This window comes from Anaerostipes sp. CAG:276 (genome assembly GCF_000432215.1).
Classification (GTDB): domain Bacteria; phylum Bacillota; class Clostridia; order Lachnospirales; family Lachnospiraceae; genus Anaerostipes; species Anaerostipes caccae.
Map to the genome: position 1 here is coordinate 78,273 of NZ_FR889207.1, position 18,297 is coordinate 96,569.

19 protein-coding genes are annotated in these 18,297 nt (G+C 44.0%); 18 read left to right on the forward strand and 1 reads right to left on the reverse strand.

All coding sequences use genetic code 11. From position 1 onward, the window contains the following. On the forward strand, positions 1–501 hold a 501-nt coding region (locus tag QVP35_RS15655; protein WP_288187976.1), incomplete at its 5' end, for an ABC transporter ATP-binding protein. A 212-nt stretch (positions 502–713) separates the two neighbouring features. Continuing rightward, complete coding sequence (gene dinD, locus QVP35_RS15660; RefSeq protein WP_009291204.1) at positions 714–1,544, forward strand: DNA damage-inducible protein D; 831 nt, start codon at positions 714–716, stop codon at positions 1,542–1,544. 86 nt (positions 1,545–1,630) lie between these two features. Here the strand turns inward: dinD and QVP35_RS15665 are convergent, their stop codons facing one another. Beyond that, positions 1,631–2,503, reverse strand: a complete 873-nt coding sequence (locus QVP35_RS15665) for a DMT family transporter (RefSeq protein ID WP_022261392.1) — start codon at positions 2,501–2,503, stop codon at positions 1,631–1,633. A 125-nt stretch (positions 2,504–2,628) separates the two neighbouring features. Here QVP35_RS15665 and QVP35_RS15670 point away from each other — a divergent pair, with 125 nt between their 5' ends. The 16 genes from QVP35_RS15670 to QVP35_RS15745 form a co-directional block, all read left to right on the forward strand. Further along, entirely contained in the window at positions 2,629–3,495 is an 867-nt protein-coding gene (locus tag QVP35_RS15670; protein ID WP_022261393.1) for a LysR family transcriptional regulator, read from the forward strand. Between the two features lie 114 nt (positions 3,496–3,609). Further along, the gene (locus QVP35_RS15675) at positions 3,610–3,699 is read left to right on the forward strand and encodes a helix-turn-helix domain-containing protein (RefSeq protein WP_022261394.1); all 90 of its coding nucleotides are present in this window, start codon (positions 3,610–3,612) and stop codon (positions 3,697–3,699) included. A 51-nt stretch (positions 3,700–3,750) separates the two neighbouring features. Further along, positions 3,751–4,329 carry a hypothetical protein gene (locus QVP35_RS15680; protein WP_022261395.1) on the forward strand — a complete coding sequence of 193 codons (579 nt, stop codon included), beginning with the start codon at positions 3,751–3,753 and terminating at the stop codon, positions 4,327–4,329. Positions 4,330–4,611: 282 nt separating this feature from the next. After that, positions 4,612–5,031, forward strand: coding sequence for a 6-carboxytetrahydropterin synthase QueD (gene queD, locus QVP35_RS15685; protein WP_022261396.1), 420 nt, complete (start codon positions 4,612–4,614; stop codon positions 5,029–5,031). A gap of 2 nt (positions 5,032–5,033) precedes the next feature. Then, positions 5,034–5,702 (forward strand): putative 7-carboxy-7-deazaguanine synthase QueE, encoded by a 669-nt coding sequence (gene queE / locus QVP35_RS15690; RefSeq protein WP_022261397.1) that lies wholly within the window; start codon positions 5,034–5,036, stop codon positions 5,700–5,702. A 6-nt stretch (positions 5,703–5,708) separates the two neighbouring features. Beyond that, on the forward strand, positions 5,709–6,296 hold the full coding sequence (gene folE / locus QVP35_RS15695) for a GTP cyclohydrolase I FolE (protein WP_022261398.1): 588 nt from the start codon (positions 5,709–5,711) through the stop codon (positions 6,294–6,296). A 16-nt stretch (positions 6,297–6,312) separates the two neighbouring features. After that, positions 6,313–6,972 (forward strand): 7-cyano-7-deazaguanine synthase QueC, encoded by a 660-nt coding sequence (gene queC / locus QVP35_RS15700; RefSeq protein ID WP_022261399.1) that lies wholly within the window; start codon positions 6,313–6,315, stop codon positions 6,970–6,972. Between the two features lie 166 nt (positions 6,973–7,138). Next, the gene (locus QVP35_RS15705) at positions 7,139–8,314 is read left to right on the forward strand and encodes an iron-containing alcohol dehydrogenase (protein ID WP_009291214.1); all 1,176 of its coding nucleotides are present in this window, start codon (positions 7,139–7,141) and stop codon (positions 8,312–8,314) included. Between the two features lie 515 nt (positions 8,315–8,829). Next, positions 8,830–9,189 (forward strand): winged helix-turn-helix transcriptional regulator, encoded by a 360-nt coding sequence (locus QVP35_RS15710; RefSeq protein WP_006567322.1) that lies wholly within the window; start codon positions 8,830–8,832, stop codon positions 9,187–9,189. A gap of 88 nt (positions 9,190–9,277) precedes the next feature. Beyond that, positions 9,278–9,829 (forward strand): cysteine hydrolase family protein, encoded by a 552-nt coding sequence (locus QVP35_RS15715; RefSeq protein WP_009291266.1) that lies wholly within the window; start codon positions 9,278–9,280, stop codon positions 9,827–9,829. 13 nt (positions 9,830–9,842) lie between these two features. Further along, positions 9,843–10,208 carry a winged helix-turn-helix transcriptional regulator gene (locus QVP35_RS15720; protein ID WP_009291267.1) on the forward strand — a complete coding sequence of 122 codons (366 nt, stop codon included), beginning with the start codon at positions 9,843–9,845 and terminating at the stop codon, positions 10,206–10,208. Positions 10,209–10,295: 87 nt separating this feature from the next. Then, positions 10,296–10,805, forward strand: coding sequence for a YbhB/YbcL family Raf kinase inhibitor-like protein (locus tag QVP35_RS15725; protein ID WP_022261400.1), 510 nt, complete (start codon positions 10,296–10,298; stop codon positions 10,803–10,805). 349 nt (positions 10,806–11,154) lie between these two features. Next, positions 11,155–15,687 (forward strand): glutamate synthase large subunit, encoded by a 4,533-nt coding sequence (gene gltB / locus QVP35_RS15730; RefSeq protein ID WP_006567318.1) that lies wholly within the window; start codon positions 11,155–11,157, stop codon positions 15,685–15,687. 12 nt (positions 15,688–15,699) lie between these two features. Then, positions 15,700–17,184, forward strand: coding sequence for a glutamate synthase subunit beta (locus tag QVP35_RS15735; RefSeq protein ID WP_009291217.1), 1,485 nt, complete (start codon positions 15,700–15,702; stop codon positions 17,182–17,184). 108 nt (positions 17,185–17,292) lie between these two features. Next, positions 17,293–17,844, forward strand: a complete 552-nt coding sequence (locus tag QVP35_RS15740) for a chromate transporter (RefSeq protein WP_006567316.1) — start codon at positions 17,293–17,295, stop codon at positions 17,842–17,844. Next, positions 17,841–18,297, forward strand: a 457-nt coding sequence (locus QVP35_RS15745) for a chromate transporter (RefSeq protein WP_288187978.1), incomplete at its 3' end; no start/stop codon positions are given. The genes QVP35_RS15740 and QVP35_RS15745, both read left to right, overlap by 4 nt.

An 18,297-nucleotide genomic window follows, 5' to 3' on the forward strand; every position in this document is an offset into this window, starting at 1 on the left:
GGAACCTGTCCTTCCATGACAATTCTTGAAAATATGTCTCTGGCAGACAATAAAGGCAGAGCGTATGGACTCGGGCTGGGAACAAACAAGAAAAGGATCAGTCATTACCGTGAAATGCTTTCCCAGCTGGGGCTGGGACTTGAAGACATGATGGGAACAAAGGTCGGTGCTCTGTCAGGGGGACAGCGGCAGGCGATGGCCCTTCTGATGACCACAATGACGCCGATTGAGTTCTTGATCCTGGATGAACATACGGCAGCGCTGGACCCAAAGACAGCGGAACTGATCATGCAGCTGACGGATAAGATCGTCAGAGAGAAAAACTTAACGACTATTATGGTCACGCACAATCTCAGGTTTGCCGTGGAATATGGAAACCGTCTCATTATGATGCATCAGGGACAGGCGGTTTTAGACAAGGCAGGAAAAGAAAAAGAAGCACTTGCCATAGAAGACCTGTTGGATCAGTTTAATGAAATCAGTATAGAGACTGGGAATTAAGTGATCATATACGGGTATTTGGTGAGAATTAATATGGGTAAATTATCCTAAAAAATCGGCATAGTCGTGGCTATCGGCTATGCCGATTTTTCTTAACTTATCGGAAGAACAAGTGTTTTGTGTTGATTTGAAATTAAATATTTTAAAATATTAAAAAATCATGATAAAATGTAAAAAAAAGAAAAATTGAACAAATACGTCGACAATATGATATGTTTATCCATAATGTCGACGATGCTGATATTGAATTTTGGTATGCCCGTGAGCTAATGCAATTACTCGGATATGAGCGTTGGGAGAATTTTGATAAGGCAGTCAGCCGTGCAATGGAATCGTGTGCGACTTCCGATATAAAGATATCAGACCATTTTCGTGAGGTCACGAAAATGGTTGAACTGGGCAGTGGTGCAAAAAGAAGTATTAAAGATTATATGCTTACTCGCTATGCCTGCTATTTGATTGCTCAAAATGGTGATCCTAAAAAAGAAGAAATTGCATTTGCACAAAGTTATTTTGCGGTACAGACAAGAAAACAGGAATTGATTGAAGAGCGTATTGCTTTAATTGAACGCACTGAGGCTCGTGGCAGACTTCGTGAATCTGAAAAGCGTCTGTCTCAAAATATTTACGAACGAGGTGTAGACGACGCAGGCTTTGGACGTATTCGTTCTAAAGGAGACAAAGCATTATTTGGTGGTTATTCTACACAAGAAATGAAAAAGAGACTTGGTGTGAAAGATAATCGACCTTTGGCAGACTTTCTTCCAACACTTACTATTGCAGCAAAAAACCTTGCAACAGAAATGACAAATTATAATGTTGAAGAAAAAGTCTTACAGGGTGAAGTCTCTATTACAGGCGAACATATTCAAAATAATCATTCTGTCAGGGATATGCTTGAACAACGTGGAATTAAACCGGAAAGTCTGCCGCCTTCCGAGGACATAAAAAAATTAGAACGACGTGTTAAGTCTCAGGAAAAGAAAATTGCTGAGCAGGCAGGAAAATTGTCTGAAGTACATGGTGATGAGTCTGTGGATTGATTGTGGGTGGTGTTAAGTTGTTTAAAGGTGTTCACTTGAAATTCACTTGTTCTCGTAAATTTCTAAATTACACGTTTTTATGACGGTCACTTTTTTCGTGACAATTCACCGACCACAGCACCTCCCAGAATAAGAACGGCTCCCAGAAGCTGTACCGCCGACAGGCGCTCTCTGGCCGACAGGCGCTCTCTGAGAAAAAATGCTGAGAATATGAGAGCCGACAATGGTTCGAGATATCCGCAGACGGCCACTGATCCTGCAGGCAGCCGACCGATAGAAGAAAAATAAAAATAGCAGCCGATGCCTGTGTTGACAATGCCTAAAAACAGCACAGGAAAAAGGTTATGAAAAACAGAGGAAATATAGAGTCTCTGTCTTGTCTGCATGAAGACGGCTACGGTCAAAAAACTTATGATCAGCTGAAATGCGGAATTTTCAAGACCGGTAATGCTCTTTGCTTTTTTGTTAAAGATAACCATAAGAGCATACATGGCAGCTGACAGGATGCCGAAGATCAGCCCGGCAGAGACATGGGTCTTAAATAAACCGTTTTTATTGACCAGATACATACCGGCAATTACGGCGGCAAAACCTGAAAGTTTTTTTAGTGTCATGCGTTCTTGAAAGACCATAGGAGAGACAGCCATCACGATGACCGGACCGCAGTAGTATGCAAGAGTGGCAATACTGACTCCGACCGTTTTATATGCTTCATACAGAAGCATCCAGCTGATTCCCATCGCTATGCCGGATATGGTGATATAAAGAATATGTTTTTTATCGTGAAACCCCTGCGGCTTTCTTCCGGAAAATAAAAAAACTGCAATGAGAAACAGACTTCCGATAAGGGTTCTTAAAAATACGATTTCATAGCTGTTAAGCAGGATATAACTAGCAACGATTCCGTTGGAACCAAACAGAAGCAATGCGGTAAAGTATTTCAGATAAGCTTTTTTCATTGTGACACCTCGATTTTTCTTGAATCATTTGTGATACTACTGTAACATAAAACTATAAATTACAAAAACGAATATTTGTTATAATTTATATTACAATATCAGATGGATAGGAGAGGAATACCGGCATGGATATGAACATACAAAAGTATATGGCTTTCGTTGAAACCGTGGAATCCGGGAGTTTTACAAGGGCCGCCCAGAAACTGGATTATTCCCAGTCAGGGATTAGCCGTATGATCCATGATCTGGAAACAGAGTGGGGTATCTCCCTTCTGGAACGGGGACATTCAGGGGTGAGGCTGACTTCTGACGGATTGAAGCTGCTGCCGTATGCAAAGAGAGTGTGTGATGAGTTTCAGAATTTACAGACACAAGTCGATGAACTGAAAGGGATGGAAGCCGGTCTGATCCGAATCGGGACTTTTTCAAGTGTGGCGACACACTGGCTTCCGAATATCATTAAAAAGTTTCAGGAAGATTACCCCAACATTGATTATGAACTGCTGCTGGGAGACTATACGGAGATAGAAAGCTGGATCACAGAAGGCCGGGTGGACTGTGGATTTTTGAAACTGCCTACGCTTCCGGAGTTTGAAGCTATTTTTTTAGAAGATGATCAGCTGATGGCTGTTCTTCCGGAACATCATCCTTTGGCCGGATGCAGTAAATTTCCTGTGGGTGCATTATGTGATGATCCTTTTATGCTGCTGGAAAAAGGGGCAAAAGCAGAGATATCGGAAATTTTTGAGCGGTGCGGCATCACTCCGAACGTTCATTTTACAACATGGGATGACTATGCCATCATGTCCATGGTGGAGAGCGGGCTGGGAATCAGTATCCTGCCGAAGCTCATCCTGCAGAGGATTCCTTACCGGATTGTCACGAAAGAATTAGAAGTGCCGGCCTGCCGAAAGATCGGGCTGGCTTTCCGTGACAGGAAAGGAATGTCTCTTGCGGTAAAACGGTTCCTGGATTACCTAGAATACAGATAAAATGGCTAAAAACCGTGGATGTTAACTTTAGTTGACACATTTCCAACGGCGTTTGGTGGAAAAAAAGAGCCGCAGTTCTTATGATATATAAAAAACAGACAGGGGAGATAGCCTATGGAGTTCTATGAAAATTTAAATCGTTTAAGAAAAGAGAAAGGCTGGTCACAGGAAGAACTGGGAAACCGGCTGAATGTATCGAGGTAGACCGTATCTAAGTGGGAGCTGGGATCGACAACGCCGGAGCTGAATAAGCTGATGGAACTGAGCAGAATCTTTCAGGTCAGCATTGATGAGCTGGTTGGAAGTTCTAATGCACCGGCAGAAAAAGAAGTGGTCTATGTGAATGTGAATCTCCACTATGAATACAAGAGCAGGCTGAGCGTATTCGGGATTCCGCTGGTGCATATCAATTTTGGGCGGGGGATGTATAAAGCAAAAGGAATCATAGCTATTGGAAACTTTGCTGTAGGTCTTTTCTCTATGGGTCTGCTCTCTGCGGGGCTGATATCTATAGGAACGGCATCTCTGGGACTGCTGGCCTTTGGGGGACTCGCCCTTGGCGGACTGGCCATTGGAGGCGCTGCTCTCGGTATTTTTGCCATAGGCGGACTGGCCGTAGGAGTGTACGCCGCAGGAGGATGTGCTTTGGCCGCCCGTATTGCTGTGGGAGGTTACGCCAATGCACACATAGCCATCGGAGGCGCTGCTGACGGAGCATTTGTTTTCACAGAAAAAGGGGCAGCAGCCTGTGAAGAAATCAGACAAACGATCCTGAGGGAATATCCCCGTACATGGAAATTCTTGATCCGGTTATTTTCAGCAGCCATGAGGTAAAACGGAAGACTGGGGAGAAAAACTTGAAATTTTTATTTCTTTTGAATGAAAATTGTGTTATACTCATTTAGTTATTGTAAATATATCAGACAGTTCATTCGTACCATCCTGTCTTTAAACAAAACTAGGACAAAATAAGAGAATATGATCAGACATATTTCTTATGTCTTAGAAGAATGCTTAGAGACACGGACACCGCGGGTGGCGTGTCTTTTGCTGTTTCATGTTTTTTTGGATGAGGCCTGAAACAGGAGAAATAGAAAACGAGAGAAAGGGATCAACATGTACCAGTTAAATACACATGCGTCTTTTGACTCCGCACATTTTCTGGCGGGATACGAGGGCAAGTGCAGAAATCTGCACGGACACCGGTGGAAACTGTCGGTGACGATCCAAAAGGAAAAAGTAGAAGAACAGGGCCAGACCAGGGGGATGGTTGTAGACTTCGGCGAATTAAAGGACAAGGTAAAAGAAATTGCAGACGAGTTTGACCATGCTTTGATCATGGAAAAAGACACACTGAAGACCAAGACGATAGAGGCACTGAGAGAAGAAGAGTTCCGGATCATTGAAGTGAAATTCCGCCCTACGGCAGAGAATTTTGCCAGATATTTTTATGACCGGATCAAACAGGACGGTTATGACGTATCTTTTGTGGAAGTATATGAGACGCCGAATAACTGTGCCATTTACGGAGAATAGAGATGGAAGTTTTTAAGATAGCAGAAAGTTTTGTGAGTATCAACGGTGAGGGAAAGAAGGCAGGCAGGCTTTCTATGTTCATTCGCCTTAGGGGATGTAATTTAAACTGTTCCTACTGCGATACCAAATGGGCCATCAGTAAAAAAGGCGAGGCAGAACTCATGACGGCTGCGGAAGTGTCACAGATGGTAAAGGAGTCGGGAGTGGATTTGGTGACATTGACCGGAGGAGAACCTTTGCTGGATGAGAATATCAGCGAACTGATCGGAGGTATTTTATCTCTTCCAAAGATGGAACTGGAAATCGAAACAAACGGAAGTATTCCCATCCGTCCATGGAGAGAGCGGGACGCGAGACTTTCCATGACCATGGATTATAAACTTCCCTCCAGCGGCATGGAGGAGTCCATGTGTCTTGAAAATATGGAAGAATTAAAACCTTGGGATGTGGTAAAGTTTGTGATAGGAACAAGAGAAGATCTGGAGAAAGCAAAAGAAGTCATCGAACGGTTTTCTCTCTGTGAAAAGGCGATTGTGTATTTCAGTCCGGTTTTCGGTGCCATACCTCCGGATGAGATCGTGGAGTTTATGAAAGAACACAGGATGAATAAAGTCAGGTTCCAGATCCAGATCCATAAAGTTGTCTGGGATCCGGAGCGGAAGGGAGTCTAAGAAGCTATGGCAATCGATAAAGAAGCAGTCAAAAAACATATCAGAGGAATTCTGGAAGCGCTGGGGGATGACCCGGACCGGGAAGGCCTTATGGAGACGCCGGACCGTGTGGCCAGGATGTATGAAGAAGTGTTTGAGGGAATGAATTACAGCAATGACCAGATTGCAGAAATGTACTCCAAAACCTTTGAAGATGATCTGTCTGTAAAAAATCATAAGGATATGGTCGTTGTAAAAGATATCGATATTTTCAGTTACTGCGAACACCATCTGGCTCTTATGTACAATATGAAAGTCACTGTGGCCTACCAGCCGAAGGAAAAGATTCTGGGACTGAGCAAAATTGCAAGGATCTGTGACATGGTCGGCAAGAGACTTCAGCTCCAGGAGCGGATCGGGTCGGATATTGCGGAGATCATTTCCAAAGTGGCGGGGACAGAGGATGTGGCAGTACTCATCGAAGGAAATCACAGCTGTATGAGCGCCAGGGGTATTAAGAAAAATCAGGCAAAGACCATCACTTCCACACTGAGGGGACGGTTCGAGAGCGATTCTGCCATGGAAAACCGCTTTTATATGCTCGCAGACAGATAAGAGGAGGAATAAGATTATGTCAAAACCGACAAAAGCAGTCGTAGTATTCAGTGGGGGACAGGACAGTACCACCTGTCTGTTCTGGGCAAAGAAAAAATATGAAGAAGTCATTGCGCTTTCTTTTGATTACGGACAGAAGCATTCGGATGAATTGATCTGTGCCAAAGAAATCTGCAAAAAATATGGCGTAGAGCATTATATTCTGGATATGGCCCTCTTAAACCAGCTGGCTCCCAACTCATTGACGAGGGCGGATATAGAGGTGGACAAAGAGGCGCCTGAGACGGGTACGCCGAATTCTTTTGTAGACGGAAGAAATATGCTGTTTCTTACCTTTGCGGCAGTATTTGCAAAGCAGAGAGATATTCATGTACTGGTGACCGGCGTGTCCCAGAGCGATTTCAGCGGATATCCGGACTGCAGACACGTATTTATTACGTCTCTGGAGACGACGCTGACTCTGGCGATGGATTATGAGTTTGAAGTGATTACGCCTCTTATGTGGATCGACAAAAAAGAAACGTGGAAAATGGCCGATGATCTGGGCGTATTTGATGTGATCAGACAGGAAACACTGACCTGCTATAACGGAGTCAGGGGGGACGGATGCGGAGACTGTCCTGCGTGCAGACTCAGAAGGCGGGGGATGGAAGCCTATCTTTCGGAGCGAAAGTAAGAAAGAACAAATGTCAATGTCATATGGTCAATATCAGAACATTTGTGTGAGTGTATTTTTGTTGTAGATTTTTATTGATAAAACATTAACGAAGCAGTACAATAAGAATGTAACCATTGGTCAGGGTTGTCAACATTTCAATCCTCTGCAGCAAAGGAGATAACGTATGGGAAGATTTACACTGCCTAGAGATTTATACTTTGGAAAAGGATCACTTGAGACACTGAAGACATTGGATGGAAAAAAAGCTGTTTTGGTACTCGGCGGCGGTTCTATGAAACGTTTTGGATTTGTAGATCAGGTTGTCGATTATTTAAAAGAAGCAGGTATTGAGACAAAATTAATCGAAGGTGTAGAACCGGACCCTTCTGTTGAGACTGTATTTAAAGGCGCGGAAGTCATGAGAGACTTTGAACCGGACTGGATCATTGCGATGGGCGGAGGATCTCCGATCGACGCTGCGAAAGCAATGTGGATCTTCTATGAGCATCCGGAGACAACATTTGACGATGTAAAAGATCCGTTTACGGTTCCGCCGCTCAGGAATAAAGCCAAATTCCTTGCGATTCCGTCAACCTCAGGGACAGCTACTGAAGTGACAGCATTTGCTGTTATCACAGACTACAGCTCAGGTATTAAATATCCGCTGGCAGATTTTGAGATCACACCGGATATTGCAATCGTAGATCCTGCATTGGCAGAGACGATGCCTCCGAAACTGACATCCTATACAGGAATGGATGCATTGACCCATGCCATCGAGGCTTATGTGGCAGGACTTCACTCTCCATTCTCAGATCCGCTGGCGTTAGAAGCGATCGAAATGGTATTTGACAACTTAAAAGCTTCCTATGAGGGAGATATGACAGCCCGCGAGAATATGCACTATGCACAGTGTCTTGCAGGAATGTCTTTTTCCAATGCTCTTTTGGGAATCGTGCACTCTCTGGCTCATAAGACCGGAGCTGTATTTGACACCGGACATATCACACACGGATGTGCAAATGCCATTTATCTGCCATATGTGATCCAGTTCAACGCAAAGGTTTGTGAGGAGCGCTATGCGGCTATCGCAAGGAGAATCGGACTTCCTGGAAATTCCGATAAGGCATTGACTCTTTCACTGATTGAGGCGATCCGTGAGATGAATAAGAAGTTAAATATTGTTTCCAATTTGAAAGATTTTGGAATCAATGAGGAAGAATTCAACCAGAAGAAGAGGATGATCGCAGAGCGCGCTGTGGCAGACGCATGTACGGGATCTAATCCTAGAGAAACTTCTGTAGATGACATGGAAAAAGTTTTAGAGTGCATCTACTATGGAAAAGATGTAACATTTTAAAGAAAATATTCAGAACATAATGGCGTTTGTAGCATATGGTTTATTCATCCATATTCTATGGAAAGTAAAGCCGATGTTTAAACAACTCTTTCATATTATCTGTATCAGTTAAGGAATAGTCATTAGCTAATTTATAATTTCATATCCATAAACATAAAGCAGTTGGTCTTAGGATTGACTGCTTTTTTTACCTAAAATCCAGATTGGAGTGATGTGGTGAACGATATTTTTAATGATATGCAAGTAGAAGTCGGCTGTGAAAAATTGTTGCTGCTGACGGCGTATTTCTCTTTAAGGGACAGTCTGAAAATGGCTGTCCTTTTCCCATTTATAGACTTACGAAAGAACTGGAAAAAGATTAAAAGCTATTCGGGTATCTGGAATGTAGAAAAAGTCTTGTATATGTAAGTTCACTCCAGAGGGGTACCGTATCATAGAATATTTTCCGAAAAAAATATGTTTTGAAATATTGAGCCTAAACATATAAAATATTCCACATAGGAGATGATAATAAAATGAAACTTAGAAAAAACTATACATGCCCATTAGAACTTGTTCATGATATGATAAAGGGAAAATGGAAAACGATAATTATTTTTCAACTTAGAAATGGAAAATGTTCTTTTTCTGAACTCTATCACAGTATAGCAGGAATAACTCAAAAAATGCTATTGGAACAACTGCGTGAATTGAAACACTTTGGCTTAATTGATAAAAAAACATATGATGGATATCCTTTAAAAGTGGAATACTTTTTAACTGGGCAGGGAGAAAAGATGCTATCAGCAATTAAGATAATGCAAGAAATTGGTATAGATTACATGGTAGAGCATTGTATGACGGAGATACTTGATGAAAAAGGAATTTGTTATTAAACTCTATTATATACGAAAAAGTAAGTAATTTACTTGGGGATTATTATCCTATATCATATGATTAAGAATTAAGAAAGGATATGGGAATATGAAAAAAGCATTACTTATTATTGATGTGCAAAATGATTATTTTCCTAATGGAAAGTGCCAGTTGTATAAACCAGAGGTAGCGTTGAATGCAATAAAAGATTTATTGAAAGATTTTAGAAAACAAGACCTGCCAGTTATTTACATTCGCCATGAGTCTATAAATGGAACATTTTTTAATCCAAATACAGATGGTGTACAAATTCATAATGATATTAAACCATTAGATACAGAAACAGTTATTGTTAAGCATTATCCAAATAGTTTTTATGAAACGAATTTGCAAAACAAACTGGTGGAGAATGGGGTCACGGAATTGGTCGTTTGTGGAATGATGACACATATGTGTATTGACACAACTATAAGAGCTGCCAAAGACTATGGTTATGAACTTACACTAATATCAGATGGTTGTGCAACCAAGGAATTAGAATGGAATGGAGACTATATCCCGGCAGATACTGTCCAAAGCATATTTATGGCTTCTTTAAATCAGAAATTTGCTAATGTTATTACAAGTACAGATTATTTGTTTTACCAATATGACTTATAGGAGTTGATGTCCAATGAAATTAAGAGATGAATATACATGCCCTTTGGAATTAGTTCATGATATGATAAAGGGAAAATGGAAGCCAATTATTTTATGGCGTTTACGATTAGGGGCTACTTCTTTGTCTAAATTAGAGAGTGATATTGATGGAATTACACAAAAAATGCTTTTGGAACATTTAAAGGAACTTGTAGATTATGGATTTGTTGATAAAAATACATTTGCTGGTTATCCACTTCATGTTGAGTATTTTTTGACAGAAGATATGGGGAATCAAATACTAGAAGCATTACGAATTATGCAACATATAGGGATTGAATATTTAAAGAAAAATGGAAAAGAAAATGAATTAACTGAGAAACACGTTATACCAGACTGATACCTACAAAAAAGTGGGTAATTTACGTTTTATTTCCCCCTTGTTATCATATATCTTAAATTAAATGATATACAAGGAGGAGAATTTATGTATATTTCAAGTGTAGGAATCTCTAATGGAATTATTGAAAAAAAATATGGTGGATATGGTACGAATTTTAATGAAAATAATATTCCAACGTATTCATTGCCTTTTAAAATTGAAGAAGCTCCCAAAAATACGATATCTTTTGCTTTTATACTTGAAGATAAGGACGCATATGCTGTTACTGGCTTTCAATGGATACATTGGTTGGGAGCAAATTTACTTCGCAATGAATTAAAAGAAAACGAAAGTCAGACGGCTGCAGACTTTATACAAGGAGCCAATAGTTGGATAAGTATACAAGGAAACCAACAGAGCAGAAAACAATCCAGTTATTATGGGGGGATGACACCACCAGATAAATCACATACATATGAACTCCATGTGTTTGCGTTGGATAAAAAATTATGTATAGAAAATGGTTTTTACCTAAACGAATTATGGAAACAGATGGACGGACATATTATTGAAGAAGCTGTTTTAAAAGGAATATATGAAAAAGTTCCCTTTTAAAATAGGGTTGAGAATTATGAAAATAATGTGCTTTGTGGCTATAGGTGTATCAACAATGTTTGCTGTTCAAATTTATACTCTTTTGCAAACATATTAGATGTATTTATACAACATACATAATCAGGGCCGGGACAGTTGATGTCCCGGCTGTTTCTTTTTGTCATTGAATGGAGAAATTATCCTGTAAAATATTCTGATAATTATAAAAATATATATAAATATTCAAATAATCAGATAACTTAAGAAAAAAACGCTTTACAAGACGAATATATTTTTGTATGATAGATTCCAACGTAGGAATTCTACAAAAAATAACATTTCCAAACTGCTGAATGAAAGGAAGAGATTTATGACGATCAAAAGAGACAACACACCCGGGCTATACGATTCCAGCTTTGAGCATGACAACTGCGGGATCGGTGCCTGTGTCAATATTAAGGGAATCAAAAGTCATACCACGGTCGATAACGCATTAAAGATTGTTGAGACCCTGGAACACCGGGCAGGAAAAGATGCGGCCGGGGAGACCGGAGACGGTGTCGGCATTATGCTCCAGATTTCCCACAAATTTTTTGAAAAGGCATGTAAAGAGTCTGGTATTGGAATCGGGGGAGAGAGAGAATACGGAGTCGGCATGTTTTTCTTTCCAAATGACGAGCTGAAAGTACAGCAGGCCAAAAAGATGTTTGAGATCATCGTGGAAAAGGAAGGCATGAAGTTCCTCGGATGGAGGGAAGTGCCGACCGACAGCACGGTTTTGGGCAAAAAAGCCATTGAATGTATGCCGAAGATTCTCCAGGCATTTATCGAAAAGCCGGAGGATGCAGAGAAAGGACTGGAATTTGACCGCAGGCTGTACATTGTCCGGAAAGTATTTGAACAGAGCAACGAAGAGACCTTTGTGATTTCCCTGTCCAGCAGGACGATCGTATATAAGGGAATGTTCCTTGTGGGACAGCTCAGAACATTTTTTAAAGACCTTCAGGACCCAAACTACGAATCTGCCATTGCCCTTGTTCATTCCCGTTTTAGTACGAATACGACTCCGAGCTGGGAGAAAGCGCATCCGTACCGGTTCATCGTACATAACGGTGAGATCAACACGATCCGCGGAAATGCAGATAAGATGCTGGCAAGGGAAGAAAATATGGAATCCAAGTACCTGAAAGGCCAGATGCATAAGGTGATCCCGGTGGTCAATCCGAACGGGTCCGACTCTGCACGGCTTGACAATACCCTGGAATTCCTTGTGATGAGCGGAATGGCCCTGCCGCACGCGATCATGATCACGATACCGGAACCGTGGGAAAACAATAAGGTCATAAGTCAGAAGAAAAGGGATTTTTACCAGTATTATGCGACGATGATGGAGCCGTGGGACGGACCGGCCTCTATTCTTTTCACCGACGGAGACCAGGTGGGAGCTGTGCTCGACCGAAACGGCCTGCGTCCTTCCAGGTATTATATTACAGATGACGACCAGCTGATCCTGTCCTCCGAGATCGGAGTTTTGGACATTGACCCTACCAAGATCCTCGTGAAAGAACGACTGCGTCCCGGGAAGATGCTCCTGGTGGATACGGTCAAAGGAGAAGTCATTGACGACGATGTGGTCAAAGAATCTTATGCGGGAAAAGAGCCGTACGGAGAATGGCTTGACAGCAATCTCACAGAACTCAAAGATTTAAAGATACCAAATATTCCGGTTCCGTCTTATGAGACAGAGCAGAGAGAAAAGCTCTTAAAGGCATTCGGATATTCTTATGAGGAAGTAAAAACCGCGATTCAGCCGATGGCGTTAAACGGCTCTGAGGCGATCGCGGCCATGGGTACAGATTCCCCGCTGGCGGTTCTCTCAAAGAAGCATCAGCCGCTGTTTAATTACTTTAAACAGCTGTTTGCACAGGTAACCAATCCGCCGATCGACGCGATCAGGGAAGAACTTGTGACTTCTACCACGATTTATGTCGGAAAAGACGGAAATATTCTGGAAGAGAAACCGGAGAACTGCCAGGTGCTGAAAGTCCACAATCCGATTCTCACGGACACAGATCTGCTGAAGATCAAGAATATGAAGACAGAAGGCTTCCAGGTTGCGGAGCTTCCGATCATTTATTATAAAAATACATCCCTTGAAAAGGCGCTGGACCGCCTGTTTGTGGAAGCAGACCGTGCTTACAGGGACGGAGCAAATATCATTATCCTGTCTGACAGGGGAGTGGATGAAAACCATGTGGCGATTCCGTCTCTGCTTGCGGTATCGGCCATGCACCAGCATCTGATTAAGACAAAGAAACGGACTTCCGTAGCTCTGATCCTGGAGAGCGGAGAGCCGAGAGAAGTCCATCATTTTGCCACGCTGCTTGGCTACGGAGCCTGTGCGGTAAATCCATATCTGGCACTGCAGGCGATTCAGAAACTGATCGACGATAACCTGCTGCACAAGGATTATTATGCGGCTGTGGAAGACTATACAAACGCAGTCCTTCACGGAATCATCAAAATTGCATCCAAGATGGGGATTTCCACGATCCAGTCATATCAGGGATCTCAGATTTTTGAGGCCATCGGTATTGATTCTAAGGTGATTGATCAGTATTTTACCAATACCGTCAGCCGTGTGGAAGGAATTACGTTAAAAGATATCGAAGAAGATGTGGACATCAGACATTCATCTGCATTTGATCCGCTGGGACTGGAAAATGACCTGATGCTGGAGAGCACAGGAAGCCACAAGTTTAGAAGCGGAAAGGAACAGCATCTTTATAATCCGCAGACGATCCATACGCTTCAGATGGCGGCGAGAACAGGAAATTACGAGACTTTTAAGAAGTATACCCATATGATCGATGAGGAATTAGAGCCCGGAAATTTAAGAGGCTTGATGGAGTTTAACTATCCTTCAAAGGGAATTCCTCTGGATAAGGTGGAAAGTGTGGATTCCATTGTAAAGAGATTTAAGACAGGAGCCATGTCTTACGGTTCCATCTCAGGAGAGGCTCATGAGACTCTTGCCATTGCCATGAATATGCTGGGCGGCAAGTCCAACAGCGGAGAGGGCGGAGAACGCCCGGAACGGCTGACGGTGGGAAGAGACGGAAAGAACCGCTGTTCTGCCATCAAACAGGTAGCATCCGGAAGGTTCGGTGTGACCAGCGAGTACCTTGTAAGTGCAAAAGAAATCCAGATCAAGATGGCCCAGGGAGCAAAACCTGGAGAAGGGGGGCACCTCCCCGGAAAGAAGGTTTACCCGTGGATTGCAAAGACCCGTCATTCAACGGCGGGAGTGGGGCTGATTTCGCCTCCGCCCCATCACGATATTTATTCGATTGAGGACTTGGCACAGCTGATCTATGACTGCAAAAATGCCAACAGAGACGCAAGGATTTCAGTGAAGCTTGTTTCCGAAGCGGGAGTCGGTACGGTGGCATCCGGTGTCGCAAAGGCCGGTGCCCAGGTTATTCTGATCTCCGGTTATGACGGAGGTACGGGAGCCGCACCGAGGAACTCTATTTACAACGCGGGACTTCCGTGGGAACTGGGGCTTGCTGAGGCGCACCAGAACCTGATCATGAACGATTTAAGGAACAAGGTTGTACTGGAAACCGATGGAAAGCTTATGAGCGGACGGGATGTGGCCATTGCCGCCATGCTCGGTGCAGAGGAGTTCGGATTTGCGACGGCGCCGCTTGTGACGCTGGGATGTGTGATGATGCGTGTCTGCAATCTGGATACCTGCCCGGTGGGTGTTGCGACACAGAATCCGGAACTCCGCAAACGTTTTGCCGGAAAACCGGAATATGTGGTCAACTTCATGCGGTTTATAGCACAGGAGCTGAGAGAATATATGGCGAAGCTGGGCGTGGCCACCATCGATGAGCTGGTTGGACGCACCGATCTGTTAAAGCCGACAAAAGAGACACAAGACAGACACATTGATCTGTCAAGAATCCTTGATACTTCCTATGCCAAGGCAGAAAAGATTGATTATACCCATAAAAAAGTCTATGATTTTAAGCTGGATAAAGTAGCGGATGAGACGGTTCTCCTGAAACAATTAAAACCTGCACTTGAGAAAAAGCAGAGAAAGAGCATCGAGCTGGATGTCACAAACATCGACCGTACCTTTGGAACGATCTTCGGTTCCGAGATTACGAAGCGATGGGGAGAAAACACGCTGCCTGATGATATGTATACTGTAAAATGCAGCGGTGCAGGAGGGCAGAGCTTCGGGGCGTTTATTCCGAAAGGCCTCACGCTGGAGCTTGTCGGGGACAGCAACGACTACTTCGGAAAAGGACTGTCCGGAGGAAAGCTGGTAGTATATCCGCCGGCCGGCATCAAGTTTAAACCGGAAGAAAACATCATTGTCGGAAATGTGGCACTCTACGGGGCTACCAGCGGCAAAGCATTTATCAACGGAGTTGCGGGAGAGCGGTTCTGTGTCAGAAATTCCGGTGCTGCTGCCGTAGTGGAAGGCGTGGGTGATCACGGATGTGAATATATGACCGGAGGCCGTGTCTTAGTCCTGGGTGAGACAGGAAAGAATTTTGCGGCGGGTATGAGCGGAGGCATCGCTTACGTCTTAGATGAGGACAGTTCCCTTTATATGAATGTCAACAAGGAGATGGTGACCATCGAAACGATCACCTCCAAATACGACGTACTTGAAGTCAAAGAAATGCTGAAAGAACATGTGGCTTATACCAACTCCGAAAAAGGAAAGAAAATCCTTAGAAACTTTGAGGAATTTCTGCCGAAGTTTAAAAAGATCATGCCGGTAGACTATAAACGGATGCTGAACCTGATCGTACAGATGGAAGAGCGGGGACTCAGCAGTGAGCAGGCGCAGATCGAAGCATTTTATGAGAACGCTAAGTAGGAGGACAGACCAATGGGAAAACCAACCGGATTTATAGATTACGAGAGAAAAGACGCAAGGGCGGAGGAGCCTAAAGAGAGAATCAAACACTATAATGAATTCCATATTCCCCTCCCGACCGAAGAACAGCAGAGACAGGGAGCCAGATGCATGGACTGCGGCGTACCGTTTTGCCAGTCAGGACTGATGCTCGGCGGTATGGCGTCCGGGTGTCCGTTAAATAACCTGGTGCCGGAGTGGAACGACCTGATTTATACCGGAAACTGGGAACAGGCATTTGAGAGGCTGAAAAAAACCAATCCGTTTCCGGAGTTTACAGGCAGGGTCTGCCCTGCCCTGTGTGAGGCGGCCTGTACCTGCGGCCTCAACGGTGAACCTGTCTGCTCCAAGCAGAATGAGCTGAGCATTATTGAATACGGTTATGCCAACGGACTTGCGGATGCAAAACCGCCAAAGAGCCGGACCGGGAAAAAGGTCGCTGTTATCGGTTCCGGACCCGCCGGGCTTTCGGCGGCCAACTCGCTGAACAAGAGAGGACATCAGGTTACAGTCTATGAACGTTCCGACAGGGTCGGCGGACTGATGATGTATGGGATTCCAAACATGAAGCTGGAAAAGCAGATCGTGGACCGGAAGATAAAAATCATGGAAGAAGAAGGCATTTTATTTAAGACGAATGCAGATGTGGGAAGAGATATCAAGACGGAACAGCTGAAAAAAGAATATGACAGCATTATCCTGGCATGCGGTTCCTCCCATCCGAGAGACATCGAAGTTCCGGGAAGGGATGCCAAAAACATTTATTTTGCCGTAGACTTCCTGAAATCCACCACGAAAGCCCTGCTGGACAGCGGACTGAAAGACAATACTTATATCAGTGCCAAGGGAAAGAATGTCATGGTCATCGGAGGAGGCGACACGGGAAATGACTGCGTGGGTACTTCTGTCCGCCACGGAGCCAAGAGTGTCATCCAGCTGGAAATGATGCCGAAGCTCCCGGATGAGCGCGCAGAGAATAATCCGTGGCCGGAGTGGCCGAGAGTCTGCAAGACAGACTACGGCCAGGAGGAAGCCATCGCCGTATTTGGTCATGATCCGAGAACCTATCAGACGACCGTAAAAGAATTTAAGAAAAACAAAAAGGGTGAGGTATCGAAAGCCGTTATCATAAAGCTTGAGAGCAAAAAGGATGAGAAAACCGGCCGGATGACAATGGCAGAGGTGCCGGGGACAGAGAAAGAAATTCCAGTGGATCTTGTGCTGATCGCTGCCGGATTCCTCGGAAGTGAATCCTATGTGACCGATGCATTTGGTGTGAAGGTAAATGAACGCACCAATGTAGCCACAGAGCCGGATTCTTTCCGCACCAACGTTAAAAACGTGTTTACCGCGGGAGATATGCACCGGGGCCAGTCATTGGTCGTGTGGGCAATCCGCGAAGGACGGGAAGCAGCGAGAGAAGTGGACCTTCAGATGATGGGATACACAAACCTGTAATATGTTTACATTTCCGGAGACGAAGCCAGTTTGGTTTTGTCTCTGGTTTTTTTCGCATTTTTTCCGTATAATAAAAAGAAAACTTAATGGGAAGGACGGATCAGCGAGTTGAAAGAATATAAGGAACTGTTTTTAACCTTTTTTAAGATGGGTGCATTCACATTCGGCGGAGGCTATGCCATGCTCCCGATGATCGAACGGGAGGTTGTCCGGAACAAAGGCTGGGCGACGAGTGAAGAAGTCATGGATTATTTTGCGGTAGGGCAGTGTACGCCCGGAGTCATCGCTGTCAATACCTCCACGTTTATCGGATACAAACTGAAGGGAATCAGAGGAGGCATCACGGCTACTTTAGGATTTACGGCGCCCTCGCTGATCATTATCATGATCATAGCGGCATTTATGACCAATTTCAGTGAACTGAAAGCGGTGCAGAGTGCGTTCTGGGGCATCCGGGTCTGTGTCTGCGTTCTGATGATCAACAGTATCAGGAAAATGGTAAAAGGCGGAGTCGTGGACTGGCTCACCGGCATGATATTTGCGGCCACATTTTTCGGCATGGTCTTTGTCATGAATAATCCTGTGATCTATGTGATCATCGGCGCTGTTTTAGGTCTTTTGCTCTGCGGGAAAGTGCGGAAAGGAGGAGACAGAAAATGATCCTTTTGAAGCTGTTTATTGAATTTTTTAAGACCGGACTGTTTGCGCTTGGGGGCGGGCTTGCCACGCTGCCGTTTCTATACAGCATGGCGGACCGTTTTCACTGGTTTACCCACGCAGATATTGTAAATATGCTGGCAATTTCCGAATCCACGCCGGGAGCCATCGGCGTCAACATGTCGACTTATTCGGGATTTCATATTGCAGGTATCCCCGGAAGCCTGATCGCCACATTCGGCCTTGTGCTGCCGTCGGTGGTCATTATTATCCTCGTTGCCAGAGTATTGGAAAGTTTTAAAAACAACCGTCATGTGGAGGCGGGATTTTACGGCATCCGTCCGGTGGTGGCCGGATTAATCTGCGCGGCGACTCTGTCTGTGTTTCAGGTGGCGTTTTTAAAAGACGGGGAACTTCATCTTCAAAAAATAGTTTCTTCCATTGACTTTAAATCTG

Coding starts and splice junctions, on each gene's coding strand:
- dinD (WP_009291204.1), top strand. CDS start 714: ATGTTTATCCATAATGTCGACGATGCTGATATTGAATTTTGGTATGCC.
- QVP35_RS15665 (WP_022261392.1), bottom strand. CDS start 2,503: ATGAAAAAAGCTTATCTGAAATACTTTACCGCATTGCTTCTGTTTGGT.
- QVP35_RS15670 (WP_022261393.1), top strand. CDS start 2,629: ATGGATATGAACATACAAAAGTATATGGCTTTCGTTGAAACCGTGGAA.
- QVP35_RS15675 (WP_022261394.1), top strand. CDS start 3,610: ATGGAGTTCTATGAAAATTTAAATCGTTTAAGAAAAGAGAAAGGCTGG.
- QVP35_RS15680 (WP_022261395.1), top strand. CDS start 3,751: ATGGAACTGAGCAGAATCTTTCAGGTCAGCATTGATGAGCTGGTTGGA.
- queD (WP_022261396.1), top strand. CDS start 4,612: ATGTACCAGTTAAATACACATGCGTCTTTTGACTCCGCACATTTTCTG.
- queE (WP_022261397.1), top strand. CDS start 5,034: ATGGAAGTTTTTAAGATAGCAGAAAGTTTTGTGAGTATCAACGGTGAG.
- folE (WP_022261398.1), top strand. CDS start 5,709: ATGGCAATCGATAAAGAAGCAGTCAAAAAACATATCAGAGGAATTCTG.
- queC (WP_022261399.1), top strand. CDS start 6,313: ATGTCAAAACCGACAAAAGCAGTCGTAGTATTCAGTGGGGGACAGGAC.
- QVP35_RS15705 (WP_009291214.1), top strand. CDS start 7,139: ATGGGAAGATTTACACTGCCTAGAGATTTATACTTTGGAAAAGGATCA.
- QVP35_RS15710 (WP_006567322.1), top strand. CDS start 8,830: ATGAAACTTAGAAAAAACTATACATGCCCATTAGAACTTGTTCATGAT.
- QVP35_RS15715 (WP_009291266.1), top strand. CDS start 9,278: ATGAAAAAAGCATTACTTATTATTGATGTGCAAAATGATTATTTTCCT.
- QVP35_RS15720 (WP_009291267.1), top strand. CDS start 9,843: ATGAAATTAAGAGATGAATATACATGCCCTTTGGAATTAGTTCATGAT.
- QVP35_RS15725 (WP_022261400.1), top strand. CDS start 10,296: ATGTATATTTCAAGTGTAGGAATCTCTAATGGAATTATTGAAAAAAAA.
- gltB (WP_006567318.1), top strand. CDS start 11,155: ATGACGATCAAAAGAGACAACACACCCGGGCTATACGATTCCAGCTTT.
- QVP35_RS15735 (WP_009291217.1), top strand. CDS start 15,700: ATGGGAAAACCAACCGGATTTATAGATTACGAGAGAAAAGACGCAAGG.